We start from the raw sequence: 23025 nt of genomic DNA, 5'->3' as shown, positions 1-23025 counted from the left end.
TTATTCTGCGTATAGCCGCAATTCATTGTGTTATGCTTAGCTTCCGAACGTTTTTTAGTTTTATAATATAAAATCAATTATTTAAGAACTCTTTAATCCATGTTTTTACCAGCAAGTTTTTTTATTGGTCTACGTTACAGCAAAAGTCAGAGACATTCTGGTTTTGTTTCTTTTATTACCTTTTTTTCTATTGCAGGTATAGTCTTGGGTGTCGCATCACTTATCACTGTTGTTTCTGTTATGAATGGTTTTGAAGGAGAGCTTAAAAAAAGAATATTAGGTATTGTTCCTCATGTGGTCGTTAATGTAAAACCATCAACAGACTCAATTACTGTTGGCTCTAAAGTATTTAATAATTGGCAAGAAACAAGTGAAAAACTACTCTCCTTGCCCCATGTAACTTATATAACTCCTTTTCTTCAATCGGAAGCACTAATTCAATCTAATAAGGCATTACAAGGCGTCTTACTTGTTGGTGTACTCCCTGAATTAGAGCAACACAACATTATAAATACGCATATGGTGTTGGGAGATTTAGTCAGTTTAAACGAAACACCATATTCTGTAGTTATTGGTAAAGCTTTAGCTTATAAGTTAAATGTTACGCTAGGCGACACTATACGTATTGTTTTACCTAATAAAACTGTTTTTACACCTATGGGACGAATTCCTGTTCAGCGTACTTTTACAATTACAGGGGTGTTTAATGTTGGCTCAGAAGTAGATGGTTCTGTGGTTTATATGCATAGTAAATATGGTGCAAAGTTGTTAAAACAAAAAGGCGATGGCATTAGTCATTTACGTTTGTATTTAGACGATGCTTTTAATGCTGAAACACTAACGGAACAAGTACAAAGTGAATTTACTGAATTAGAATTTATAACATGGAAGAATAGTCAGGGCGCTTTGTTTTCAGCGGTTAAAATGGAAAAAAATATGATGTGGCTTATGCTGAGTTTAATTATTGCTGTTGCTGCTTTTAATATTGTGTCAGCCCTTGTTATGGTGGTTATAGATAAACAAGGTGAAATTGGTATTCTTCAAACGTTAGGTATGAACAGAAAAAATATTTTGAATATTTTTATTGTGCAGGGGGTATCTAATGGTGTTTGGGGAGTATTGATCGGAACGATATTAGGTATATTAATCACATTAAATTTAAATACCATTTTATCAACGGTTGGGATTAGTATTTTAGGGCCTGCTTTTTCCGGCCAAAATTTACCTGTAAATTTGAATATATCAAATGTAGCTGTGATTATATTCTCTGCTTTATTTACTAGTTTTTTAGCCACATTATATCCTGCTTATAGAGCATCCAAAACATTACCAGCTGAGGTTTTACGAAATGAGTAATCGTTTACTGTGTAAAGCAGTATCAAAATCCTATTTTAATGGGAAACATGAAACTAAAGTGTTGAATAATTTAAATTTAAGTGTTGATTCTAGCGAGTTGTTAGCCATTGTTGGTAGTTCTGGGTGTGGTAAAAGTACTTTTTTGCATATAGCTGGCGTACTCGATTCACCTTCTTCAGGTGAGGTTATTATTAATGGTGTTAATGTGCACACCTTAACTGATAAAGAAAGAGCGACTTTTCGAAACAAACATATTGGTTTTATTTATCAGTTCCATCATTTAATGATGGAGTTTTCAGCAGTAGAAAATGTAGCTATGCCATTACTGATAAGAGGGATATCAGCTAAACAAGCCAAAAAATCTGCAGAAGATATTTTAGCACAAGTTAACTTGTCTCATCGTTTACATCATAGGCCTTCAGAGTTATCTGGTGGAGAAAGACAACGTGTTGCTATTGCAAGGGCATTAGTGACTAATCCTTCGATTGTTTTAGCTGATGAACCTACCGGTAATTTAGATTTTGATACTGCTGAACAAATATATAAATTAATCAGGGAATTAAACGAAAAATTAGAAACAAGTTTTGTCATTGTTACACATGATTTAGTGCTAGCTAGTAAGATGGATCGTCAATTAACTTTAGCGCACGGACAACTCAAAGAGATGGAAATAGCACAGTAATGTTCAAACCATTAAGTTTATTTATAGCATTACGTTATGTTCGGAGTCGTCAAAGTAACGGTTTTGCTTCTTTTATTTCAGCCTCATCAACCATTGGTATAGCTTTAGGCGTTATGGTACTTATTGTTGTGCTCTCAGCAATGAATGGTTTTGAAAAAGCATTAGCAGATAAATTACTTTCAGTTATTCCACATGGACAATTAATTGGAGTCAATACACCTATTCCTCAATGGCAAAAAAAAGCATCACAGGTGCTAAAATCACCACACATAGTTGCTGTAGCGCCGATTATTAATGAATCAGGTATGATGCAATACAAAGGTGAGGTTAAGGGGGTCGAGTTAAAAGGTGTTGATCTGAAGCTTGAAACACAAGTTTCATCAATTAAAGACTATATTACGCAAGGGCAGTGGGACGATTTATCATTAAAAAATAGTATTATTATCGGTGCTGGGGTAGCAAAAAAACTTCAGCTTTCATTAGGTGATTCTGTGCAGTTATTGCTGCCACAAAGTGTTCATTTAAGTAATAGTAACAGCGTTCATCAACGATTTCCTATTCCTTTGACTAAGCAAGTTAATGTCGTTGGTATATTTAAATTTGGCGGTATTGTGGATGATATTAATGTATATATGTCCTTTCAAAGCGTGTCTGACTTTATGGGGTATAATTTAAATGAATCTCAAGGGCTCAGTGTTAAGGTAGATAATGTATTTAAAGCACCTCTTATTATTAGAGAGGCTGCATATAAATTAGACCATTATGTATATGTTTCTGATTGGACAAATGAGCAAGGGCATTTATTTAATGATATACAACTTGTTAGATTGGTTATGTATATTGTGTTAATTATTGTTATTGCTGTTGCTAGTTTTAATATTGTTTCTACGCTTATTATGGCGGTTAATGATAAAAAAAGTGATATTGCTATTTTAAAAACAATGGGAGCAAGCTCATTTACTATTATGTATAGCTTTGTGATACAAGGCTTCATTAATGGGATTGTTGGGGTTACTTTGGGAGCTATCTCAGGAATATATTTGGCGAATAATTTAACGCATATTATTCGTGAAATAGAAGTGCTTTTTAAAACTAAGTTTCTTTCAGCTGATATATATTTTATCGATTTTTTACCGTCTGATTTACACTATTCTGATGTGTACATTACGGTGCTTACCGCTTTGTCTTTATCGTTAATTGCTACTATATATCCTGCCTGGAGAGCTACAAAAATAGAACCAGCTCAGGTGTTAGGGCAAATATAGTTTTTATAGCGAATATATTAATCAGGTAGAATCACTTCGTTATCGCTATAGGTACGGTTTTTACCTGAATTTTTTGCTTTATATAAGTTTTTGTCAGCTGCGCTAATCGCAGATTCAATACTACTATTACCAACTATGGTGCTTATTCCCATGCTCACAGTGGTATCAAAAGCTTGCTGTTTACAAAGAGGAACATTATTTCTGATAGTTTTATGAATTTTTTGTGCAGTAAGTCCTGCTTGAATTGAGTTTGTATAAGGTAATATAAATAAAAACTCTTCTCCACCCCAGCGAGCAACTGTATCTTGTGTGCGTACACAGGTTTTAAATATTTTAGCTAACTCAACTAAAACTGCGTCACCCACATTGTGTCCATAATCATCATTTATTTTTTTAAAGTTATCAACATCGCAAATAATAATGCTTAGTTCTGTTTTATTTCGAACTAAGCGACGCTGTTCATATTCGATTACGTTGGTGGCGTCTCTGCGATTGGATAACTGAGTTAAAGGATCTATCTTAGATAGTTGCTCGAATCGATCACTTACATCTCTCATTGCTTTATATGATGTTTCTCGAGAATACTCATATAAAGCTGTTAATGCTGAAACGGTAAGAAAAGAAGAGATAAGTCTAAGTTTAAAATCTAGAGGGTATTGAATGGTTGATAAAGAGTCTATAGGAAGTAATAGTATTAAAGATGATATACCTGTAAATATAATTAAATTAAATACACCAAGCCTTAAGCCACAAATAAAAAAGGTTACAGGTGCGGTCAAAAATATCCACAATGGACCTGTGTTATTAGCTCCGCCAGAATAAAGTAGATAAAACATTAAAATATAAAGTTGATATAAAACAAGTCCAGAAGATAGTCGGTAATTGCTGGTTATTTTTTGAGTGACAGGACCTAAAGTGAAAATAGTAGACACAATAAGTAATACACAAGCGAGTTGAGTATTGCTATTAATTAGGGCTAAAACAGCAGTTATTCCGGTAATGACAGTACCGATTAAAGAAAATAGATAAATAACCAATATTCTTCTGTTTTCTTCTTCAGTATTAGACTCTTTAGCGCCAGAGTGTAGATATGTTAGTAGTAACGATTTTAATGCATTCATTATTTTTTTCTTTAGAATAGACAATTTACAATAACGACACCTCATTAAAAAGTATAGTATTTATTCTAAGATTTATATTGTTTATCTTTATTAAAGCGTTATTTTATTCTTAAGCTTTTACGTTTATTCCATTCTTTAATGACTGAAAAGCGCCATACGCTATGAATTCCCACATAGCCAATTATTGAAAAAACAACAGCACACACTAAGCAACCTAATAAAAATGCTGGCCCAATAGTTGTTAAACTATCAAGTATCCATTGCCAACTTGCATGAAATTCAAATTCTTGTGCAGGGGCATTTATTATCCAGGTCCCTACTAAATAGCAAACATAAAAAATAGCAGGCATAGTTAAAGGGTTTGTGATCCAAACTAAAGCAATAGAGATGGGTAAATTGGCGTGAACTAAAATAGCAATCCCCGCAGCTAATACCATTTGAAATGGTACAGGGATAAAAGCAAAGAATAACCCTACAGCAAAAGCTTTAGCTATAGAGCGTCTATTTAAATGCCAAAGATTAGCATTGTGTAATAAATCACCAAAAATTTGTAAATATTTGTTGGTTTTTATAGAGTGAGCATCTGGCATTAAACGCTTAATAAATTTTTTAGGCATAAATAAAAATAATTTAAAACTTTTTTTAGGAATTAATCACTATGGATGGGTGGCTAATCACGTTCTTTATAGGTGCTATATTGTCATTATTTATGGCAATAGTACCAGAGTTTTTTTATGTCATTTTCTTTACTGGTTTAGGTTTAGCTTGTTTATTGTACCAAAAGACACGAACGATTAGTGGGCTGTTTTTAGGTATTGCTTGGATTTTATATTCTGGAGTACAGTATCAACAAGTTTGGCAGAAAAATAATATTGATGTTAATACCTTATTTAACTCGACTCATTTTGTAACTGGTAAGGTTAAAACTATACCTGCCACAATAGAGTTAGACTTACCAATCGAGGACAAAAATAAAGAACAACTTTTTAAAAATAAAGTAAAAAATAAAATTAAATATAAACGTAATTATAAATTTAATTTTGAAATTACGCATATTGATCATCAAGTATTACCTACTCCTCTTATTACTCGTCTTAGTTGGAATAAATCGTCAAAGCTTATTCAGCAAGGTAATGAATGGTTTTTAAAAGTAAAATTAAAACCACCTCATGGTTTTGCTAACCGTGGAGGATTTAATTATCAAATGTGGCTAAGGCAAAACAATATTGTAGCTACTGGTTACGTTATAAATCATAAACACAATGAAAGAGTAAATAACAAAAACAGTTATCGTCAGCAATTATATTCACATTCCCTAACCTTATTGCCGCCAGGGCAATTATCTTCTTTATTAACTGCATTAAGTTTTGGAGAAAGAAGTACTATAGATCAAGCAACTTGGTTAGTACTCAATAAAACTAATACACAGCATTTAATTGCGATTTCAGGGCTACACTTAGGTTTGATCGCCACAGGAAGCTTTTTAATTATCAGTTTTTTAATTAAATATATTCCCCTACGTTATTTTTTTAAATCATCTCTGCAATCACCTAATGTTGATTTGTTGTTGTCAAAAAACAGTAAACTTATTGCTGTGCTTTTTAGCTGCCTAATTGCTTTTTACTATGCTTATCTTGCCGGTTTTTCTTTACCTACAGTAAGGGCATTAGTCATGCTTTTATTTTTTTGGGGCTTTAGGATGATAGGGGTTAAACCTCGTTTATTAACATGGCTGTTTCTTACTGTTTTTATTGTTCTGCTACTAACACCAATGAGCTTAATTAGCGGTAGTTTTTGGCTATCGTTTTATGCCGTGAGCTTGATTTTATTAACCGTGTGGCGCTTTCAGCAGTCTTTTACAGGTAAAAGTAAGTTAATAACGTGGCTTAAGTCTCTTTTTTGGGTTCAGCTTAGTTTAAGTATATTTATGTTACCTATTTCTATGTTGTTTAACTATCAACTGTCTTTAGTGTCTATCGCCGCAAATTTAATCGCTGTACCATTAATGAGTTTTACAAGTATCCCTTTGTGTTTACTTGCTGTTTTGGTTATGCCATTTAGTGATCTTTCTTCTTTATTTCTATATCAATTAGCTTCTTTTACTACAGAAATTTTATGGCACTGGCTAGTGATATTGTCTGAACAACCTTGGGCTTTAGTTAACGTTTCGTTTAGTCATATTCTGGTAGGTAGCATCATCATTTCAATAATAGGGGGAAGTCGTTTTTTATCAGTTAAATGGAAATATCTCAGTGTAATATCATTTTTTTGTTTGGTTGTTTTTTATTATATTCATTTTTTCAATAATCAGAATAGAGACTGGAAAGTGACGGTATTAGATGTGGGGCAAGGATTAAGTATTGTTGTGGAAAAAAACAATAAAGCGATCCTTTATGATACGGGAGCAAGTTACCCTAGCGGATTTAATATGGTAGAAGCTGCAATATTACCTTACTTGAAATATCAAGGCATTCACACATTAGATAAAGTGATTATTAGTCATAGTGATAACGATCATGCTGGCGGATTAAATAAGTTAAAAGAGTTACTTAATATTAAGAAAGTGATAGCAAGCGATCCGGTGTTAAAAGGGGATGAAAAATGCACTAAAGATGGAAGTTTTATCTGGCAAGATTTAAGTTTTAGCGTACTTTGGCCATCGAATGAAATGAATTATGTGGGCGATGAAAACGACCATTCTTGTGTAATAAAAATTAGTGATGGCAGTAAAAGTGTATTACTCACAGGCGATATTTCTACTCGTGTTGAAAAGTTACTTGTTGCGAACTTTGAAGTTCTACCAGTATTAAACTCAGATGTTATTATTGCACCTCATCACGGTTCAAATACTTCATCAAGTCAGGCTTTTATTGAAGCTGTATCGCCTAGATATGTAGTGTATAGCTCAGGCTTTATGAATCGATGGAATATGCCTTCTACTTTAGTTCAAAAAAGATATGATGAAAAAGGTGTCTTAGCTTTTAATACTGCAGAGCACGGCATGGTCGAAATAAAAGTACAACTTGATAAATTTAATGAAGTGCCCCATAACAGCAATAACAAAAGAATCACAGTGACACCATATAAACGAGGGATCTACCCTTTTTGGTTTGCACAATAGATACTTTGTTTTGTACCTATGATCCTTGCAGGTATTTGGTGTTCGGAAATAAAAGATGTATCTAATTTTTTTATAAAAATAGATTAATGTGTTTAAACATTGCTTAACGTTTTTTGTATAGCCATGATTTATAATTCAGATTAGCGAATAAATTCAGCTCCAATTAGTTGGTGTACAAGTAAAATAACGTTAAAATAATCATTAACCCAAGATGAGGTTAATTAATTTTAAATGAATGAGAGACTTAATGTCTAAAAACGAAACAGCAAACTTACCTGAAGAAGATACTTGGCAAAACTTTAAACGACTGATGTCGTACACTAAACCTTATAAAATGGGGTTTGTGGCAGCAATAATAGGTATGTTAGGTTATGCGGGCGTTGACACTTTATTCTTTTCTCAGCTACAGCCATTAATCGATGAAGGTCTTTCAGGCACAAACCCTAACTTTATGAAATGGGCACCTTTATTTGTTGTTGTTTGTTTTGTTGTGCGTGGTATTTGTCACTTTATTGGTAACTATTGCTTAGCTTGGGTAGGTAATCATGTAGTTGCGGATATTAGACAAGCGTTGTTTCAGCACATTATGTTTTTACCCGTTGCTTTTCATGATAAAGAATCGACAGGGTCGTTAATATCTAAATTAACATTCGATACAGAACAAGTATTACAGGCAACCAGTAAGGCACTACTGACTTTAGTTCAGCAAGGTGCTTTTGTTATTGGTTTACTGATTGTTATGTTTTATAAAAGTTGGGAGCTTTCAGCCATATTCTTACTCATTACACCTATTATTGCCGTTATTGTTACTATTGTTTCTAAGCGTTTTAGAAAAGTCAGTAAAAGCATTCAAAGTGCCATGGGGCAGGTTACTACGGCAGCAGAACAAACGTTCAATGCTCATAAAGTGGTTTTAACGTTTGATGGGCAACAACGAGAATATGATCGTTTTGACAAAATTAATAGACATAATCGTCAACAACGTATGAAATTAGTCGCTACGCAGTCAGCTAGCGTTCCTCTTATTCAAATTATTGCCTCTTTTGCCTTAGCTTTTGTACTGTACGTGGCTAATCTTGATGGGATGAAAGAAACCTTAACTCCGGGGATTTTTATTACCGTAATAACCTGCATGACTATGCTACTAAGACCTTTAAAAATGCTTACAACCGTTAATAGTGAGTTTCAAAATGGTATGGCGGCTTGTGCTAGTATTTTTAAAGTTTTAGACGAAGAAAAAGAAAAAGATACGGGTCAACTTGCTTTAGTTAAAGCAAAAGGATCCTTATCATTCAATAATGTAGATTTTTCATATAAAAATGATAAAAAATTAGCATTAAAAAAATTAAATTTTTCAGTTAACCCCGGAGAAACTACTGCTTTTGTTGGTCGTTCAGGTAGCGGTAAATCAACGGCTAGTTCGTTATTACTTCGCTTTTATAACGCGACCTCAGGTGAAGTACTCATCGATGGTGTAAATATTACTGAATACAAGCTTAAAGACCTTCGCAAGCAATTTGCTTATGTTTCTCAGCAAGTCGTTTTGTTCAACGACACATTAGCGAACAATATTGCTTACGGTAATCCAGAAGCTACAGAAGAAGAGATTATTGCAGCGGCAAAAAATGCCCATGTATTAGAATTTGCGGAAAAAATGCCCGAAGGTTTAAATACCAATGTTGGAGAAAATGGTGCATTGCTTTCAGGTGGTCAAAGGCAACGGGTTGCAATCGCTAGAGCATTATTATGTGATGCACCTTTTTTAATTTTAGATGAAGCGACAAGTGCTTTAGATACTGAATCTGAACGACATATTCAAGATGCCTTACAAGTTTTACAACAAAATCGCACTTGTATTGTTATTGCTCATAGGCTTTCAACTATTGAAAGTGCTGATAATATTGTTGTCATGGAAGAAGGTGAAATTATAGAGCAAGGTGATCATAAAACGTTACTTGAAAAAGATGGTGCATACGCGCAGTTACACCGTTTTCAATTTAGTTAATTATTATATTTATGAGACTTATTGAAAAAGTATGGTTTAAACAACACCAAGCTAAATGGCTTGTTGTACCTTTGTTATTACCTATCTCTTTGTTGTTTTTTGTTCTTACGAGCTTGCGACGTTTCTTTTATCAAATAGGTCTTTTAAAAGCCTGCAAAGTTTCAGCACCCGTTATTATTGTTGGTAATATAGGTATTGGCGGTAACGGAAAAACTCCTGTTGTTATTTTTTTGATTGAACAATGCTTAAAACTTGGTTTGAATGTAGGTGTAGTAAGTAGAGGATATGGTGGTAAGGCTCCTCATTATCCTTACTTACTTGATAAAAATAGCACTGCAGATGAAGCAGGGGATGAACCTATATTAATTTATAAACGCTGTCAGACCCCTGTTGTTGTTGGCTCAAATCGCGTAGCAGCAGCAAGATTATTAATTGAGCAAGGATGTAATATTATTATTGCTGACGATGGCCTACAACATTATAAATTGGCTAGAGATATAGAGCTTATTATTGTTGATGCTAAACGCAAATTTGGAAATGGTTTACTACTACCCGCAGGACCTCTACGAGAAGGTGCATGGCGCTTAAATACGGTTGACTACGTTATTTTTAACCAGCCCTCTGTACCTGAAAAATTTCAAAAGGGTCAGTTAGCAATGGATAATAGGTTAAACTATTTAGATATGGTGTTGTGTCCTCAATTTGTTTGTAATGTAAAAACTAGAGAAAAAATATCTTTACAACTATTTATAAAGCAATATAAAAAAGTTAACGCAATGGCTGGAATAGGTGATCCAGAACGTTTTTTTACCACGTTACGCAATCAGAAATTTGAGGTTGAAAACGCATTAGGCTTTGTCGATCATCATCATTTTACAGAAAATGACTTAAACCATTTTCCTTCATCAATTCCCTTATTAATGACTGAAAAAGATGCGGTAAAGTGTCAAGCCTTTGCAAAAGCGCATTGGTGGTATGTACCTGTAGGTGCTGAGTTTTCAGAACAAGAAATTACACCATTATTAGATAAAATAAGAGTACTCACTTCCAAAACAGATAATGTTAACAACTAACGTAACTAAACTAACACAAATTAAAAAGAGAATATCTCATGGCTTTTGATACAAAATTAATGGAAATATTAGCGTGTCCCGTCTGCAAGGGAAAGTTAGATTATAATAAAAATGATCAAGAGCTTATTTGTAACTTTGATCGTTTAGCATACCCCATAGAAAAAAATATACCCGTACTTTTAGAAAACGAAGCACGTAGAATCACTGAAGAATAATTTAATTAAGGCGTATTTTAAATGTCATTTATTGTAGTTATACCAGCTCGATATGAATCGACGCGCTTACCGGGTAAAGTGTTAGCTGATATTAATGGTAAACCCATGATTCAATGGGTTGTTGAAAAAGCTAAGCTAAGTGGCGCAAGCCAAGTTATTGTTGCAACAGATAACGATGAAGTAGAAAGTGTTGTTAAGAGCTTTGGCGGAGAGGTGTGTAAAACACGTAGTGATCACCAGTCAGGTACTGAACGACTAGCTGAAGTGATGACCACATATCAGTTTACCGATGATCAAGTTATCGTCAATGTACAAGGTGATGAACCCTTTATTCCACCCGAAAATATCGCGCAAGTGGCAGATAATTTAGCTATTCAAAATAGTGCTAGAATGGCAACATTAGCAATAAAAATAACGGATGTAGAAGAAGCGTTTAATCCTAATGCCGTAAAGGTGCTTTGCGATAAAAATGGCCATGCACTATATTTTAGCAGAGCAACTATTCCATATGATCGTAACCGTTTTTTAAATAAAGATGCCATTGCGGAAATAGGTGACTTCTATTTAAGGCATATTGGTATTTATGCATACAGAGCCGGTTTTATTAAAGATTATGTTACTTGGCCAGCTAGCCAATTAGAACAAATTGAATCTTTAGAGCAACTACGAGTTCTATGGCAAGGTGAAAAAATACATGTCGCTGTTGCTGAATCAACGGTGCCTGTAGAAGGTGTTGATACACCTGAAGATCTTGAAAGAGCGATTCAATACGCGAAAACCCTTAGCAACTAATATTATTAATTTGAGCCTTTGTTGACTTATAAATAAACAAAGGTTCTCTTCTTCCTTTCTTAATTAATCAACTTGGTATAAGCACCACTCAACGTGTAATACTTGAAATTCAGTATTATTCACTTTTATTATGTTAAATATGATAAATGCCAATTAAGTTATAAATTCCTTTTTGGGAGTTCACTGCTGTAGCTCTAAGCTGACGGATTTATAATTTCAATTGGTGTAATGGAGAAAATAATAAATGAATTTAATAAAAACAATCACATGCCTTGCTGTTATTACAGGGCTTTCAATACCTGCAGTTAGTTTTGCTAAAGACAATAAAGAAGAAAAAGAACCTGTTCACTCAAGTTGGCTAAGCCTTTCTAAAAAAGAATTAAAGGCTGTTGAAGCGTATGCTAACGAATATAAAGATTATATTTATAAATCACCAACAGAACTTACTTTTGTTACTGAAACCGTTAAAAGGGTTGAAAAGAAAGGTTTTAAAAAACTTACAGATAAAAGTAAGTTAACACCTGGATCTCGTTTTTATGATGTAAATAGAGATAGAACCATCTCGCTAATAGTTGTAGGTAAAAAATCATTAGAAAATGGTACACGTATAGTAGGTGCCCATATCGATTCACCACGTTTAGAGTTAAAAGGGCGCCCATTATACGAAAAAGAAAAGTTTGCCTTATTTCAAACTTATGTACACGGAGGTATTAAAACCTATCAATGGGTCAATGTACCATTAGCGCTAGTAGGGCGTGTCGATAAAAAAGACGGAAAAACTGTTAATATTTCAGTAGGTTTTAATGAAAACGATCCTATTTTACTTGTGCCAGATTTAGCGCCTCACGTTGATCACGATAATAGAAGTCGCACCAGCCGAGAAGTGATTAAAAAAGAAGAACTAGATGTTATTATTGCCGCTAAACCTGCTCTTGATACTCCTATTAAAGATGTAGTTACCAACTTTTTACTTACAGAGTATGATATTAGCCTTGAAGACTTAGTGTCTGCTGAATTAGCTTTAATACCTGCTTTAAAGCCTCGTGATGTTGGTTTTGATCGTAGTATGATCGCCGCATACGGACATGATGATAAAGCATCAGCTATTGCAGCCGTTAATGCATTAATAGAACAAAATAAACCTGAATATACTTCTATAGCTTACTTAGTTGACAATGAAGAAGTGGGTAATATTAACAACACTGGGGCAGGTTCAAGTTATTTGGTTGATTTGCTCAGCCAGCTTTTATATAAAGAAAAAGGCGATAGTTATAATGATTACCAGCTACGCAAAGTATTAAGAGAAACCAAAGTTATTTCTGCCGATGTAAACCCTGGTGTTAACCCTTCTTGGGCTGGCGTATGGGAATTAGGTAATGCTCCGCGTTTAGGTAATGGTGTTAACTTAAAACTTTATGGCGGTGGTTTTAATGCTAACTCAGAGTATATGGCATGGACGCGTAACTATTTAGATAACAATAAAATCAAATGGCAAACCTCTACCTATAAAGGTAAAGCATCGGGTGGAACAATAGGGAGTGATTTATCAAATGACAATATGGAAGTTATAGACTTTGGTATCCCTATTCTATCTATACATTCCCCTTATGCGGTTGGTTCTAAAGTCGATTTATATTCGCTTTATAAAGCTATGTCAGCTTTTTATCAAGAAAAGTAATAATAAGTAGAGTTAAACGCATTTGTTTTTAGCAACCGAAAACAAATGCGTTATTAAGATTATATGATAATTGATAAATGCAGAGTTGTTAGGTATTTAAGGTTTCTTTAGCTAACACAGGATTAGCATACATAGTTAACAACCATTTTTTCTGTTCGTTAGTCAATTGTTGAAGCCTATTGTAAAGAGGGTTGTCACTTGGCTCAATTTCTGTATTTTTCAGTAGCTCATAAGCTTTTTGATTACTGTCGTAAAGTTTATAATTAGCAATGATTTTTTCATCAATGGCTTGAGCTATGGCTTTGCTATCTTCAAAATCACCTAGGATAGGATCGCAAAACTCAATATGTACATGTCCTTTTTTACCTACCAAACCTCGGGTTATGCTATCAAAATCTTCATTTTCTGATTTTTGATATTCACCGGTTGCTTCTTTTGCTGCTAACTCTTTTGCTTTATCTTGATCGCACGGATCAAATTCGTAAGAAATCGCTACAGGAATAATATTTAACTGCGTTAAATAGTCGCTGATACTCGTTTCTTTACCTTTATTTAACAGTAGCATAGAAATAAGTGCAGAATTGGTTTTATCAATACCATCTTTAGCTCTGCCTTCACGTTGAGCTATCCAAATATTTTGCTGATTTTCAGATAACGTGTAGTGAATGTAACTCGAAAGCTGTTTTGATGCTGTTAGCATGGCTCGTTTAGTTTTTTCACTGCGCTTCACAATAAAGCTTTTATTTAAACGCATTAGGTCAGACACCCAAGGTTGGTTTAATAAATTATCGCCAACAGCAGCTTCTACCGTAGTTATTCCACTTTGATACAAAGCTAAATTAACTAAAGCAACATCCATAACAATATCGCGATGATTACTAATAAATAATGACGGTTTATTTGGATCTATTTTACTGATGCCATTATATGAAAAGTGCGAGCAACTCGTATCAATTAAGTGATAAAGATACTTAGCAACTTCTTTTTGAATATCATCTATACATTTAAATTTTCTTAAACGACTTTTAAAATAAACTTTAACAATAAGTTTGGCTAACGACGGGAAAATTTTATAGGTTAGCGGTAGTTTTATACCGGCAATTGAAGCTTGCAATGCTGGCTCATTAATTAACTTTTGTATTACAGCAGTTACCTCATCATTTCGATAAGGTCGTATATCATCAAACATCTAAGGATCCAAAGTAGCGTATAAATAAAAATAATTTGATAATGAATTATTTTCTTAAATTGTATGAACGAATCGTATAACAGAAGTTCAACATATATAGCCACATTATATCGTAAATATTAGCTTCGTTAATGATTTTATTGTGTATTGGTAGGTATTTTTTCTTTAACCCCAAAAGTGAACCTAAAAGATAAATATTGAGGTTAAAGAAGAGGGGGAAAATTAAAGTTTAGCAAGGCTAGTTTGAGGGTGATTGTTGTTTTTTTGATATCTGCTTAATACTTTATTAATGACTTTTGGAGCTTTTCCATTTTGTGCTACAAAGCTAATAATATCTTGGTTATTACATTTTACATTGTTAGCAACGAACACCTTACTTAGTCCAGACTCTTTAATTTTTACATGTAATTGGGCCTTACTGCCTTTTACTGCAGCAATACATATTTGTGTTGTACTTGAATTATTAGCTGCTTCAAATGAGGCCGCAAAAATAGAGGTTGTTGTAAATAAAAAAAGTATAGAAACAGTTAGTTTTTTAGTTAGTGTTTTCATTTTTTTCTCCTTGTTGTTGGTTTTATTGTTAGAGCAATCAAAATGCCAAATTGTAAAAAACATTAATAATCATATGGTTGTATTTTATTTGGTTTGTTTTACTACTTTGTGGTTTATTTTTTTTCTTTTTGGTTTGGTTGTTTTGACTATTATTTGGTTTTTATGGCTACTTTTATTTTTACGAACATTGGTAGCTAAAAACTAATACTATGCTATAGATAAAGAGAGTGAGATATAAAGCACTCAGGTGAAGAAAATAATCTTATTTTACTTAAGAAAACGATAACGCAGCAAAAATGCAAAATTAGCGTTGCCTTATAGATTCATTTAACGCAATTTGCTTGTTGTTCTTTTGGCATCGAATGACTCTCAACTATCGCAATGCCTAGATTAAATCGTGTTTAATTTGAACGACATTTATAGGCCGAAGGTCAACAGCCCCTAACCAATATGAGTCGTACTAAAACTAAGCTGTAAAGTTATAAAAGGAGTATTTTAGTTACAAGTTCTTACTGTTTATGAAAAATATTAATCAATTTAAAACAAGTGGTTATGATTTTAAAAAAAATAAAGCATAAAAAATACTTGCCTTTTCACCTGTAAGCCCTCAGGTTATTTAGTGAGTAACAATTAAAAGGAAAACCTATGAAAATAAATCTTTCTGGTCATCACGTTGAAGTTACAGATTCAATCAAAGAACATTTAGAAGAGAAATTTGCCAAAATTGCTAGCCACTTTCCTACAGTTATCGCACTTGATGTGATTCTTTCTAAAGAGCACGGGCAATATCAAACTGAAATTATTACTAATTATGAAGGTAGCCGAATATCTACGTCAGCTAAAAATGATGTTATGTATCCTGCTATTGCTGCTGCAACTAAAAAGTTAGATGCAGCACTGAACCATAGAAAGGGTCAATTAAAAGCAAACTTACATACTAAGCCAAATCCAACAACTCCTATTATTGCACATGAAATTGTGCAAGAGATGAACTTGAACTCATAGTTTTATTTTAAGTATCTCAATTTAACGTCAGGGGGGAACTCCTGACAACTTCCTTCCTCTTTTACGTCAATTAATTACCGGTTTCGTGTGATAATTTCTAACTCTGTAATACTCTTAGATAATGAATATGAACTTAATGCTGTGCGCGCTCAAGGTGCTGGTGGGCAAAACGTTAATAAAGTATCTTCGGCTATCCATCTTAGATTTGATATTAATGCTTCTTCATTACCTGATTTTTATAAAGAAAGGCTACTAGCACTTAAAGATAAAAGGATCACAAAAGATGGCGTAATTATTATCAAAGCACAGGTTCACCGTACTCAAGAAAAAAATCGTGATGATGCTCTCAAACGTCTTCAAGAGCTTATAAAAAGTGTAGCTATAGTGCAAAGAGCACGACGAGCTACTAAGCCAACAAAAGGCTCGCAGAGAAAACGTATTGAGCATAAAAAGCAAAGAGGTAATGTAAAAACACTACGAAAAAAAGTTGAGCATTAATGTGTAGCTTGATCCCTTCAATATCTCACTCTTAAGTATCCGTTATTATCCAAAATATGGTTATGTTATTAGTGCTACATATTGTGTAGCGCTGTTAAGTTGTATATAGTTTTCTTTATTATTTTATTAGAGAAAACAATATGTCATTTCCATTACCCGGAGAACCTGTAAGAGGCTCTAAAACAGGCAAGCCTATTATGGCGTTATTCGATTTATTGGGCCGAACTTGGGCGCTTGGTATTATTTGGAATTTACAAAAGTCATCATGTACTTTCAGAGAGCTGCAGCAAAGGTGTGAAAACATCTCACCAACTCTTTTAAATAAACGTATCAGCGAGCTAAAAGAAACCTCCATTGTTGAAAAAAGTTTACATGGTTATTGCCTAACTCATTTAGGAAATGAACTTTTTAATCTCATTGAACCCCTAGGAAGTTGGTCTGTTAATTGGAATCATTCGTTAAAGGAAGGTATGGATGAATAAATTAACGCCTAATTTTTCATTTACTGAAATGTGTTTAGATAGAGCTTCATCTAAACGTAAAAGTGATGAATGGCTACTCGAGCAATTAGCGAATGAAGAGTGCCAAATAATTCCTACTTGGAGAGGGCAGTTTTTATTCAATAAAACAACCTTATTTGTATTTAATAGTGGCTATAAGTCTAATGTACTTTCTGAGATTTTAGGTCGGCATGATAAAGAGCGTTCTTGTATATTTTTAGGTATGGACAATACATCACCCATTTTTGTTATTGATATTTCTTATATGGAGGAGGATAACTTATCTCGCATTTGTAATAAAACGATTGAATTAATTGACTTAAGAGCTTCACTCGCTTTTGTAACAAGTAAACAAGCTTCGATTTTGGGATATGCTCATTGGCTAACTCATTGGCATAGATCTCATCACTTTTGTGGATTTTGTGGGAGTTCAACCAAACCAAAAAATGCAGGACATTCATTGATTTGTATAAATAACGAGTGTGGTAAAGAAGTCTTCCCAAGAACCGATCCTGTAGTGATAATGTTAGTTGAATATAAACCTAAGAATGGACCTGCGCAGTGTTTGTTAGCAGAACATCATAGAATACCTGATAAAGTAGTTTCAACACTCGCTGGCTTTGTTGACCCAGCGGAAACTATAGAACAAGCAGTAATACGTGAAGTGAAAGAAGAAGCTGGCGTTAACGTTTCTACTGTCAAATATATCACTTCGCAGCCGTGGCCTTTTCCTAGTAGTTTAATGCTTGGATTTTATGCAACAACCGATGAGTCGTTAATTAATATAGACGACGAAGAAATTCGTGACGCAAAGTGGTTTACTGCTGATGAAATACGTACCTTTGATGAGTGGGGAGATGAGGGGAATAATTACAAATTACCTCGAAAAGAGTCTATCTCTCGCTTTTTAATTAATGCATGGGTAGAAAATAATTAGACAGAAATTTATTGAAAAGAGAAGGTTGGAAGTATACATGTTAAATAACTCCAACCTTAATCATTTAAGTCGTCATATTAATGGGATCTAGTTAATTTAGTTCTAAATACTAATGTACTCAATAAGGCGATTAATCCCCAAAACATAGAACCGCCACTGCTATCATCTGAAGGCGTTGTAGGTTCAGGTTGATTAATTAGGGTGTTTTTTACCGGAGTTAAGTTTTGAGCCGTTGCTGAAGATGAATCAACAATAACAATTTGATATACGGTAATAAAATTTTCAGCTCCTGCTGTTATATTGCCATTACAATCAAAGTCAGTTAAAGGTATTTCAGAAAAGGCACCACCAGCATTACATTTTTGAATGCCAGCTATTGCTTCCATTACAGCAATGTCACCAGCAATAACTTGACCAAAAGCTGTAAAGCCACCATTTTGAACATCTAGATTAGCGCTGTTGTTATTGACATTAAAAAACCATTCAGTTGTTGCACTGTTAGGGTTTCCACCCAGCTTTGCCATAGCAATTGTGCCTTTTACATTAGAAAAAACAGGCTCGTTAATGACTGGAGTTTTTCCAGGAATAGTTTCCAACTCGGCACCGTTAAAAGTATAGCCGCCACCTTGAAATATAAAGTTAGACACACTTCTATGAATAATACTGTCGGTATATGCACCATCTTCCACGTAAGCTAAAAAGTTTTCTACTGTTTTTGGCGTGTCTTCATCAAATAAGTTAACTTGAATATTTCCTTGCGATGTCTGAAATTCAACAATAGTTGCATAACTTGTAAAGCATGAAAATACGGCGGTAAGACTAAAAATAGATGCAAAATAATTGCGTTTTAACTTATTTATCATAAGTACCTCATAATTATTGGAATTGTTTTTTTATATATTGAGTTGGATAGTAAAGTTTATGTATTAAAACAACAACAGGCAATCTGTACTGTTTATTAGTAATAAACAAAATAATAGCTTAACTTTTTGATATTAAATATAAATATAATAATGTGATTTTTTGTAACTACTCTTAATTGTTTTAATGTTTAGAGGTGTTTCTTCATTTATAAATATCTTGATTAAAAAATAGTCTTAATATATAAATTTAATGAATAATAAAAATAATAGAGATAGTAACGTTATGAAGGTTAATAAAAAGCTTTGGTCGTTTATTTTTGGCTGTTTAATTGCAACATCTTTTGTTTGGTTAATCAGTGTTGGTAAAAATGCTACGGTTTTAACATTTTTTCATCAATATCCGGATTTCGTGATTGATTATTATTCTTTAATGGTAACGGCTTTGGCTACTGTAATTATGACACTTGTTATTGTTTTTATCATGAATGGAATTTTTAGTGTATGTGCTAGTGAACATCCTTTTTGGTTAATACTTCCAAGTATTGCTTTTGTTTTATTAACTCTATTTACATCAAAATTAATGTTAGCGCCTATGCTTTCAGCAGCCGTTCCAGCGTTAACTGTATTAGTGTTTACTGCTGTTATATTTAGGTTTTTAAATATTAACCGAGCAAATAATAAAAAAGCCACTTAAAAAAGTGGCTTTAATTAAAAAGATTGACCCGTCCTAAATAATACTTACTCAAGAGGCAACCTGCATTTTAAAGGGTTACGGGTATATATTGTTTAAAGTGAGCTACTTGGTACGCTTGTTGGGCTAATGTGCTCAATAGGGTAGCAACCTAGTACTTTAATAAAGTTAGTGTGCTGAGTTATTTCAGCAATAGCTTCTTGTAAAGCTAAGTTCTTTAAATTAGCTTCTACATCTAAATAGAACATCTCTTCCCAAGGTCTACCTTGAATAGGACGAGATTCTAATTTACACATGTTAATACCCTTTTCTTTTAATACAATTAAGCATTCAACTAAGGCACCTGGTTTTTGGCTGGTGGCTAAAACAATAGCGGTTTTAGCTGGAATTTGTTCAGCTACATCGACAGGTTTACGTGCAACAAGAATAAATCTACTGTGATTCTCTGCTTGATTAGCTATAGACTTTTCTAACGCATGCAGTTTGTATAAATGTCCACCTTCTTCACTACCAATAACTGCAACTGTTTTGTCTTGTAATTCATAAGCTTTAGCCATAGCTTCTGCTGTACTTTCGCAATACTCAATACGAATGTTTTTTTGCTTATCTAAAAAATTACTACATTGAGCAAAAGGTTGGCCGTGTGCGTAAATTGTTTTGATATCGCTAAGCTTGGTGTTTACAGCAGTAAGTAAGCAGTGCTCTATCGGCTGAGTAATTTCACCTACAATAGAAAGGTTGGTGTGCTGTAATACATCGTATACTTGGTTAATGCTTCCTGAACTGGTGTTTTCAATAGGTAACATGCCGTAGTCTACTTGACCTGACTCAACACGTTGCATTATTTCAGCAAAGCTTTGACAACCTGATTCAATTATTTTTTCAGCTCGGCGAGAAAAATATCGATGGCTAGCTAAATAGCTGTATGAACCTTTATCACCTAAAAAGGCAACGCTTACCGTAGGAACCTGAATGTTAGGGTTAGCGAGGGTTTGTAAATAAGCTTGTTGATTTAATACGGAATCTTCAATAATAGTATGGAAAACACTAGTAACATAATGAGCATCTAAACCGAGTTTTTTACCTTCTGTTATTAGCCTAATAAGTAGTGCTTGTTCGCGTTGTTGATCACGTACTGGTCTTATTTGGTGTGCTTTGCTTTTAGCTACATTCAATGTAAGAGAACGTCTTTGGGCAAAAAGCTCTAGTAACTGTTGGTCGAGCTTAGTAATTTTTTCACGAATTTTGTCAAGATCTAGATCTTCGTTCACCGCATTTTTCCTATAAAATCAAATGAGAAATCGTTAACACCAATATTTTTATTTTACATATAAAAAAACCTCCAACTAGGAGGCTATTATTGTTTTTTTACCAAACAAAAATCCCCTCGTCTTTAAATAAAGAAAGGAAAAAGTATAAATCGTAAAAAATAAAAAGATTGAATAAGGTTCATCCTCATATCGTAGCTATGTAAGGTAATTTATTCAACCGTTTATTTAGATGAATTTAATAAGATCTATAACTTGTGTTTATTAGGGAATACATAACCAAATAATGTACACAGGACAAAATAAACTAATTGCCCAAACAAACGAACGCAAGGTACTGAAATTGAGTAAATATAATAGGTTATATATCACTCTAGCAATAAGATAAGTGATTGCGGCTTGTTGAATAAGTTCTCCGGTATGATTGGTTGCAACAGCTATGAGGATTGCAGGGCAGAATATAATTAATGATTCAAACGCATTTTGGTGAGCAGCTAATGCTCTAGCGCCTAGCCCGCTTAACTTTTCTTGTTGGCTTCTAGGGTGATTGTTATCATATTTTCCTAAGCGCTGCATTGCTACCACTACAGGAATTTTAGCTATAAAAGGCAATAATACGGCAATAAATAAAGTCCAAATAAGTAAAGTCATTCTAACTCCTTGTTTTATAAATATTCAATATATCGACTTTACACTAAAAATGTATGTAGGTTTTATTATTCTTTTTATGTCTATTTCCATGATATAAAAAACAATCAATTAATCTTTAATGAATTCTTAAATATAGGCGTTTGTATTAGTCGTGTTATTTGTTAAGATAATGTGAAGAGTTGGTTATCGTTTAGGTTATTTAGCATTGGTTTTAATTGATTAGTGTTAAGCAGTATAAGTTTATATTTATTACTCATTAAATATATCAATTGTTTAGTGGCGATTAAAAATATAAATCTAATTCACAAGTATGTGTAATTGAAGAAGTTAACACTTCATAATTCAATAGCTACCACTTTATATGACTATTTATCATGGTTGATATATAGATAAATTTTTAAGTCATCGGCAGTAAAGTCAGATTGGCTCAATTAATGGTACATAAAATGTCACAAGAAAGCGCTCGCTACATACAAGTAGGTGAATGGGTATTTGAAGTTAAAACAGTTAGAGCATTACGTGTAGATGAATATGGTAAGCCTTATTCAGCTATTGCCAATTGTAATTTAAATGGCGATACAATGTATGTAGATGGTTTATTAACTAAAGACGAACAAGAGTTTAGTAAAGAAGATTTTTTAACTTTTCATAAATTTTGTAAAAAAATGGGGTTAGAAGGTTTTTCATATCATAGATACCATAATGGTGAGTCGGTAACGAAAGACGTAAAAGTTGAAACTCTAGATAACAAAACAACTAATACTGATGTCCCTATGAGGTTAGTGACTTAACAAAAGGTTATTTTAACAATAATCACCTTTTGATGTGATTGTAGCTACTTACTTTTTTGGGTGCTTTAATGGATAATTTTGCTGTAATAATTTTAGCCGCAGGAAAGTCTTCACGATTAGGTCACCCAAAACAGTTAGTTGAAATAAACGGCGAAAGTTTATTAGCTAGGCAGTGTAGAGTTGCTTTGTCAATAACGAAACATGTGTATTGTGTTTTAGGTTACGAGGCGGACTTATTAAAACCTTTATTAATATCACTGCCGGTAAAGGTTGTTGCTAACCCTCTTTGGCAACAAGGCATGTCATCTTCTATTAGTGTGGCTATAAAATGTTTACCTGAAGCAATTGAACACGTAATGATTGTTTTAGTTGATCAATGGCAAATAAATAAATCATTACTCATACCACTTATTGATACCTCATTAGATAATAAATGTAATATCGTTACCTCATCTTGCTCCCGTAATAACAATATGCAAGCTAATCATAAAACTCAGTTTTATCGTCCGTCAGAAAAGCGAATAGGTCCCCCCACTATTTTTCCAAAAAAATATTTTTCTGAATTATCTCTTTTATCAGGAGAAAAAGGTGCTAAAGCATTAATGATGAAACAGATAGATCAAGTCATAAAAGTTAATTTACCTGAGGCCTTTATCGATTTAGATACGACAAACGATTTATCAAAACTGAGAGATGTTTACCCTGAATAATTCTACTATCTTTAGTTTTGTTTCTTTAATAAATCAGCAAAACTGCTAAAATAGCATTTTTA

23 protein-coding genes are annotated in these 23025 nt (G+C 33.4%); 16 read left to right on the top strand and 7 right to left on the bottom strand.

Going from position 1 to position 23025, the window contains the following annotated elements; all coding sequences use genetic code 11:
- The first annotated feature begins 99 nt into the window (after positions 1 to 99).
- From B0X80_RS01550 to lolE, 3 genes are read left to right on the top strand one after another with little or no spacing between them, the layout of a single operon-like run.
- Positions 100 to 1356 (top strand): lipoprotein-releasing ABC transporter permease subunit, encoded by a 1257-nt coding sequence (locus B0X80_RS01550; RefSeq protein ID WP_077338073.1) that lies wholly within the window; start codon positions 100 to 102, stop codon positions 1354 to 1356.
- Positions 1349 to 2038: a lipoprotein-releasing ABC transporter ATP-binding protein LolD gene (gene lolD / locus B0X80_RS01545; protein WP_077338072.1), complete on the top strand. Its 690-nt coding sequence runs from the start codon at positions 1349 to 1351 to the stop codon at positions 2036 to 2038. The genes B0X80_RS01550 and lolD overlap by 8 nt, the downstream gene beginning before the upstream one ends.
- On the top strand, positions 2038 to 3303 hold the full coding sequence (gene lolE, locus B0X80_RS01540; RefSeq protein ID WP_077338071.1) for a lipoprotein-releasing ABC transporter permease subunit LolE: 1266 nt from the start codon (positions 2038 to 2040) through the stop codon (positions 3301 to 3303). Before lolD ends, lolE begins: the two co-directional genes overlap by 1 nt.
- Before the next feature lie 17 nt (positions 3304 to 3320).
- On the opposite strand, the gene B0X80_RS01535 is transcribed toward lolE, so the two are convergent.
- Both B0X80_RS01535 and B0X80_RS01530 read right to left on the bottom strand, forming a co-directional pair.
- A complete protein-coding gene (locus tag B0X80_RS01535; RefSeq protein ID WP_245825357.1) occupies positions 3321 to 4424 on the bottom strand; it encodes a GGDEF domain-containing protein in 1104 nt (367 codons plus the stop codon).
- 98 nt (positions 4425 to 4522) lie between these two features.
- Positions 4523 to 5041: a DUF2062 domain-containing protein gene (locus B0X80_RS01530; RefSeq protein WP_076418663.1), complete on the bottom strand. Its 519-nt coding sequence runs from the start codon at positions 5039 to 5041 to the stop codon at positions 4523 to 4525.
- A gap of 41 nt (positions 5042 to 5082) precedes the next feature.
- Here B0X80_RS01530 and B0X80_RS01525 point away from each other — a divergent pair, with 41 nt between their 5' ends.
- From B0X80_RS01525 to B0X80_RS01500, 6 genes are all read left to right on the top strand, one after another.
- Entirely contained in the window at positions 5083 to 7545 is a 2463-nt protein-coding gene (locus tag B0X80_RS01525) for a DNA internalization-related competence protein ComEC/Rec2 (RefSeq protein ID WP_077338070.1), read from the top strand.
- Between the two features lie 247 nt (positions 7546 to 7792).
- The gene (msbA, locus tag B0X80_RS01520; RefSeq protein WP_077338069.1) at positions 7793 to 9550 is read left to right on the top strand and encodes a lipid A export permease/ATP-binding protein MsbA; all 1758 of its coding nucleotides are present in this window, start codon (positions 7793 to 7795) and stop codon (positions 9548 to 9550) included.
- Between the two features lie 11 nt (positions 9551 to 9561).
- On the top strand, positions 9562 to 10623 hold the full coding sequence (gene lpxK / locus B0X80_RS01515; protein WP_077338068.1) for a tetraacyldisaccharide 4'-kinase: 1062 nt from the start codon (positions 9562 to 9564) through the stop codon (positions 10621 to 10623).
- Positions 10624 to 10661: 38 nt separating this feature from the next.
- Positions 10662 to 10838 carry a Trm112 family protein gene (locus B0X80_RS01510; protein WP_077338067.1) on the top strand — a complete coding sequence of 59 codons (177 nt, stop codon included), beginning with the start codon at positions 10662 to 10664 and terminating at the stop codon, positions 10836 to 10838.
- A gap of 21 nt (positions 10839 to 10859) precedes the next feature.
- Positions 10860 to 11630, top strand: coding sequence for a 3-deoxy-manno-octulosonate cytidylyltransferase (gene kdsB / locus B0X80_RS01505; protein ID WP_077338066.1), 771 nt, complete (start codon positions 10860 to 10862; stop codon positions 11628 to 11630).
- Between the two features lie 244 nt (positions 11631 to 11874).
- Complete coding sequence (locus tag B0X80_RS01500) at positions 11875 to 13308, top strand: zinc-binding metallopeptidase family protein (protein WP_077338065.1); 1434 nt, start codon at positions 11875 to 11877, stop codon at positions 13306 to 13308.
- 88 nt (positions 13309 to 13396) lie between these two features.
- On the opposite strand, the gene B0X80_RS01495 is transcribed toward B0X80_RS01500, so the two are convergent.
- Entirely contained in the window at positions 13397 to 14497 is a 1101-nt protein-coding gene (locus B0X80_RS01495; RefSeq protein WP_077338064.1) for a 1-acyl-sn-glycerol-3-phosphate acyltransferase, read from the bottom strand.
- Between the two features lie 222 nt (positions 14498 to 14719).
- Positions 14720 to 15049, bottom strand: coding sequence for a DUF3718 domain-containing protein (locus B0X80_RS01490; RefSeq protein WP_175623852.1), 330 nt, complete (start codon positions 15047 to 15049; stop codon positions 14720 to 14722).
- Between the two features lie 645 nt (positions 15050 to 15694).
- On the opposite strand from B0X80_RS01490, the gene hpf reads away from it, so the two are divergent.
- The 4 genes from hpf (at position 15695) to nudC (ending at position 17989) form a co-directional block, all read left to right on the top strand.
- The gene (gene hpf / locus B0X80_RS01485) at positions 15695 to 16054 is read left to right on the top strand and encodes a ribosome hibernation-promoting factor, HPF/YfiA family (protein WP_076418655.1); all 360 of its coding nucleotides are present in this window, start codon (positions 15695 to 15697) and stop codon (positions 16052 to 16054) included.
- A gap of 87 nt (positions 16055 to 16141) precedes the next feature.
- The gene (gene arfB / locus B0X80_RS01480) at positions 16142 to 16552 is read left to right on the top strand and encodes an alternative ribosome rescue aminoacyl-tRNA hydrolase ArfB (protein ID WP_076418654.1); all 411 of its coding nucleotides are present in this window, start codon (positions 16142 to 16144) and stop codon (positions 16550 to 16552) included.
- Between the two features lie 140 nt (positions 16553 to 16692).
- Positions 16693 to 17034: a winged helix-turn-helix transcriptional regulator gene (locus tag B0X80_RS01475; RefSeq protein WP_077338062.1), complete on the top strand. Its 342-nt coding sequence runs from the start codon at positions 16693 to 16695 to the stop codon at positions 17032 to 17034.
- Positions 17027 to 17989 carry an NAD(+) diphosphatase gene (gene nudC / locus B0X80_RS01470; protein ID WP_077338061.1) on the top strand — a complete coding sequence of 321 codons (963 nt, stop codon included), beginning with the start codon at positions 17027 to 17029 and terminating at the stop codon, positions 17987 to 17989. The genes B0X80_RS01475 and nudC overlap by 8 nt, the downstream gene beginning before the upstream one ends.
- Before the next feature lie 77 nt (positions 17990 to 18066).
- On the opposite strand, the gene B0X80_RS01465 is transcribed toward nudC, so the two are convergent.
- Entirely contained in the window at positions 18067 to 18852 is a 786-nt protein-coding gene (locus B0X80_RS01465) for a peptidylprolyl isomerase (RefSeq protein ID WP_077338060.1), read from the bottom strand.
- A gap of 283 nt (positions 18853 to 19135) precedes the next feature.
- Here B0X80_RS01465 and B0X80_RS01460 point away from each other — a divergent pair, with 283 nt between their 5' ends.
- On the top strand, positions 19136 to 19546 hold the full coding sequence (locus B0X80_RS01460) for an Asp23/Gls24 family envelope stress response protein (RefSeq protein WP_077338059.1): 411 nt from the start codon (positions 19136 to 19138) through the stop codon (positions 19544 to 19546).
- A 92-nt stretch (positions 19547 to 19638) separates the two neighbouring features.
- Here B0X80_RS01460 and pheA read toward each other — a convergent pair whose 3' ends face one another.
- Positions 19639 to 20814: a prephenate dehydratase gene (gene pheA / locus B0X80_RS01455; RefSeq protein ID WP_077338058.1), complete on the bottom strand. Its 1176-nt coding sequence runs from the start codon at positions 20812 to 20814 to the stop codon at positions 19639 to 19641.
- 261 nt (positions 20815 to 21075) lie between these two features.
- Positions 21076 to 21462, bottom strand: coding sequence for an MAPEG family protein (locus tag B0X80_RS01450; protein WP_077338057.1), 387 nt, complete (start codon positions 21460 to 21462; stop codon positions 21076 to 21078).
- Between the two features lie 446 nt (positions 21463 to 21908).
- Here B0X80_RS01450 and B0X80_RS01445 point away from each other — a divergent pair, with 446 nt between their 5' ends.
- Entirely contained in the window at positions 21909 to 22253 is a 345-nt protein-coding gene (locus tag B0X80_RS01445; RefSeq protein ID WP_076418805.1) for a hypothetical protein, read from the top strand.
- Positions 22254 to 22321: 68 nt separating this feature from the next.
- The gene (locus B0X80_RS01440; RefSeq protein WP_077338055.1) at positions 22322 to 22963 is read left to right on the top strand and encodes a nucleotidyltransferase family protein; all 642 of its coding nucleotides are present in this window, start codon (positions 22322 to 22324) and stop codon (positions 22961 to 22963) included.
- Positions 22964 to 23025 lie beyond the last annotated feature (62 nt).

Source organism: Pseudocolwellia agarivorans (assembly GCF_002000085.1).
GTDB lineage: Bacteria > Pseudomonadota > Gammaproteobacteria > Enterobacterales > Alteromonadaceae > Pseudocolwellia > Pseudocolwellia agarivorans.
The sequence above is the reverse complement of the archived record's forward strand: the minus strand, read 5'-3'. Positions and strand labels throughout refer to the sequence as shown.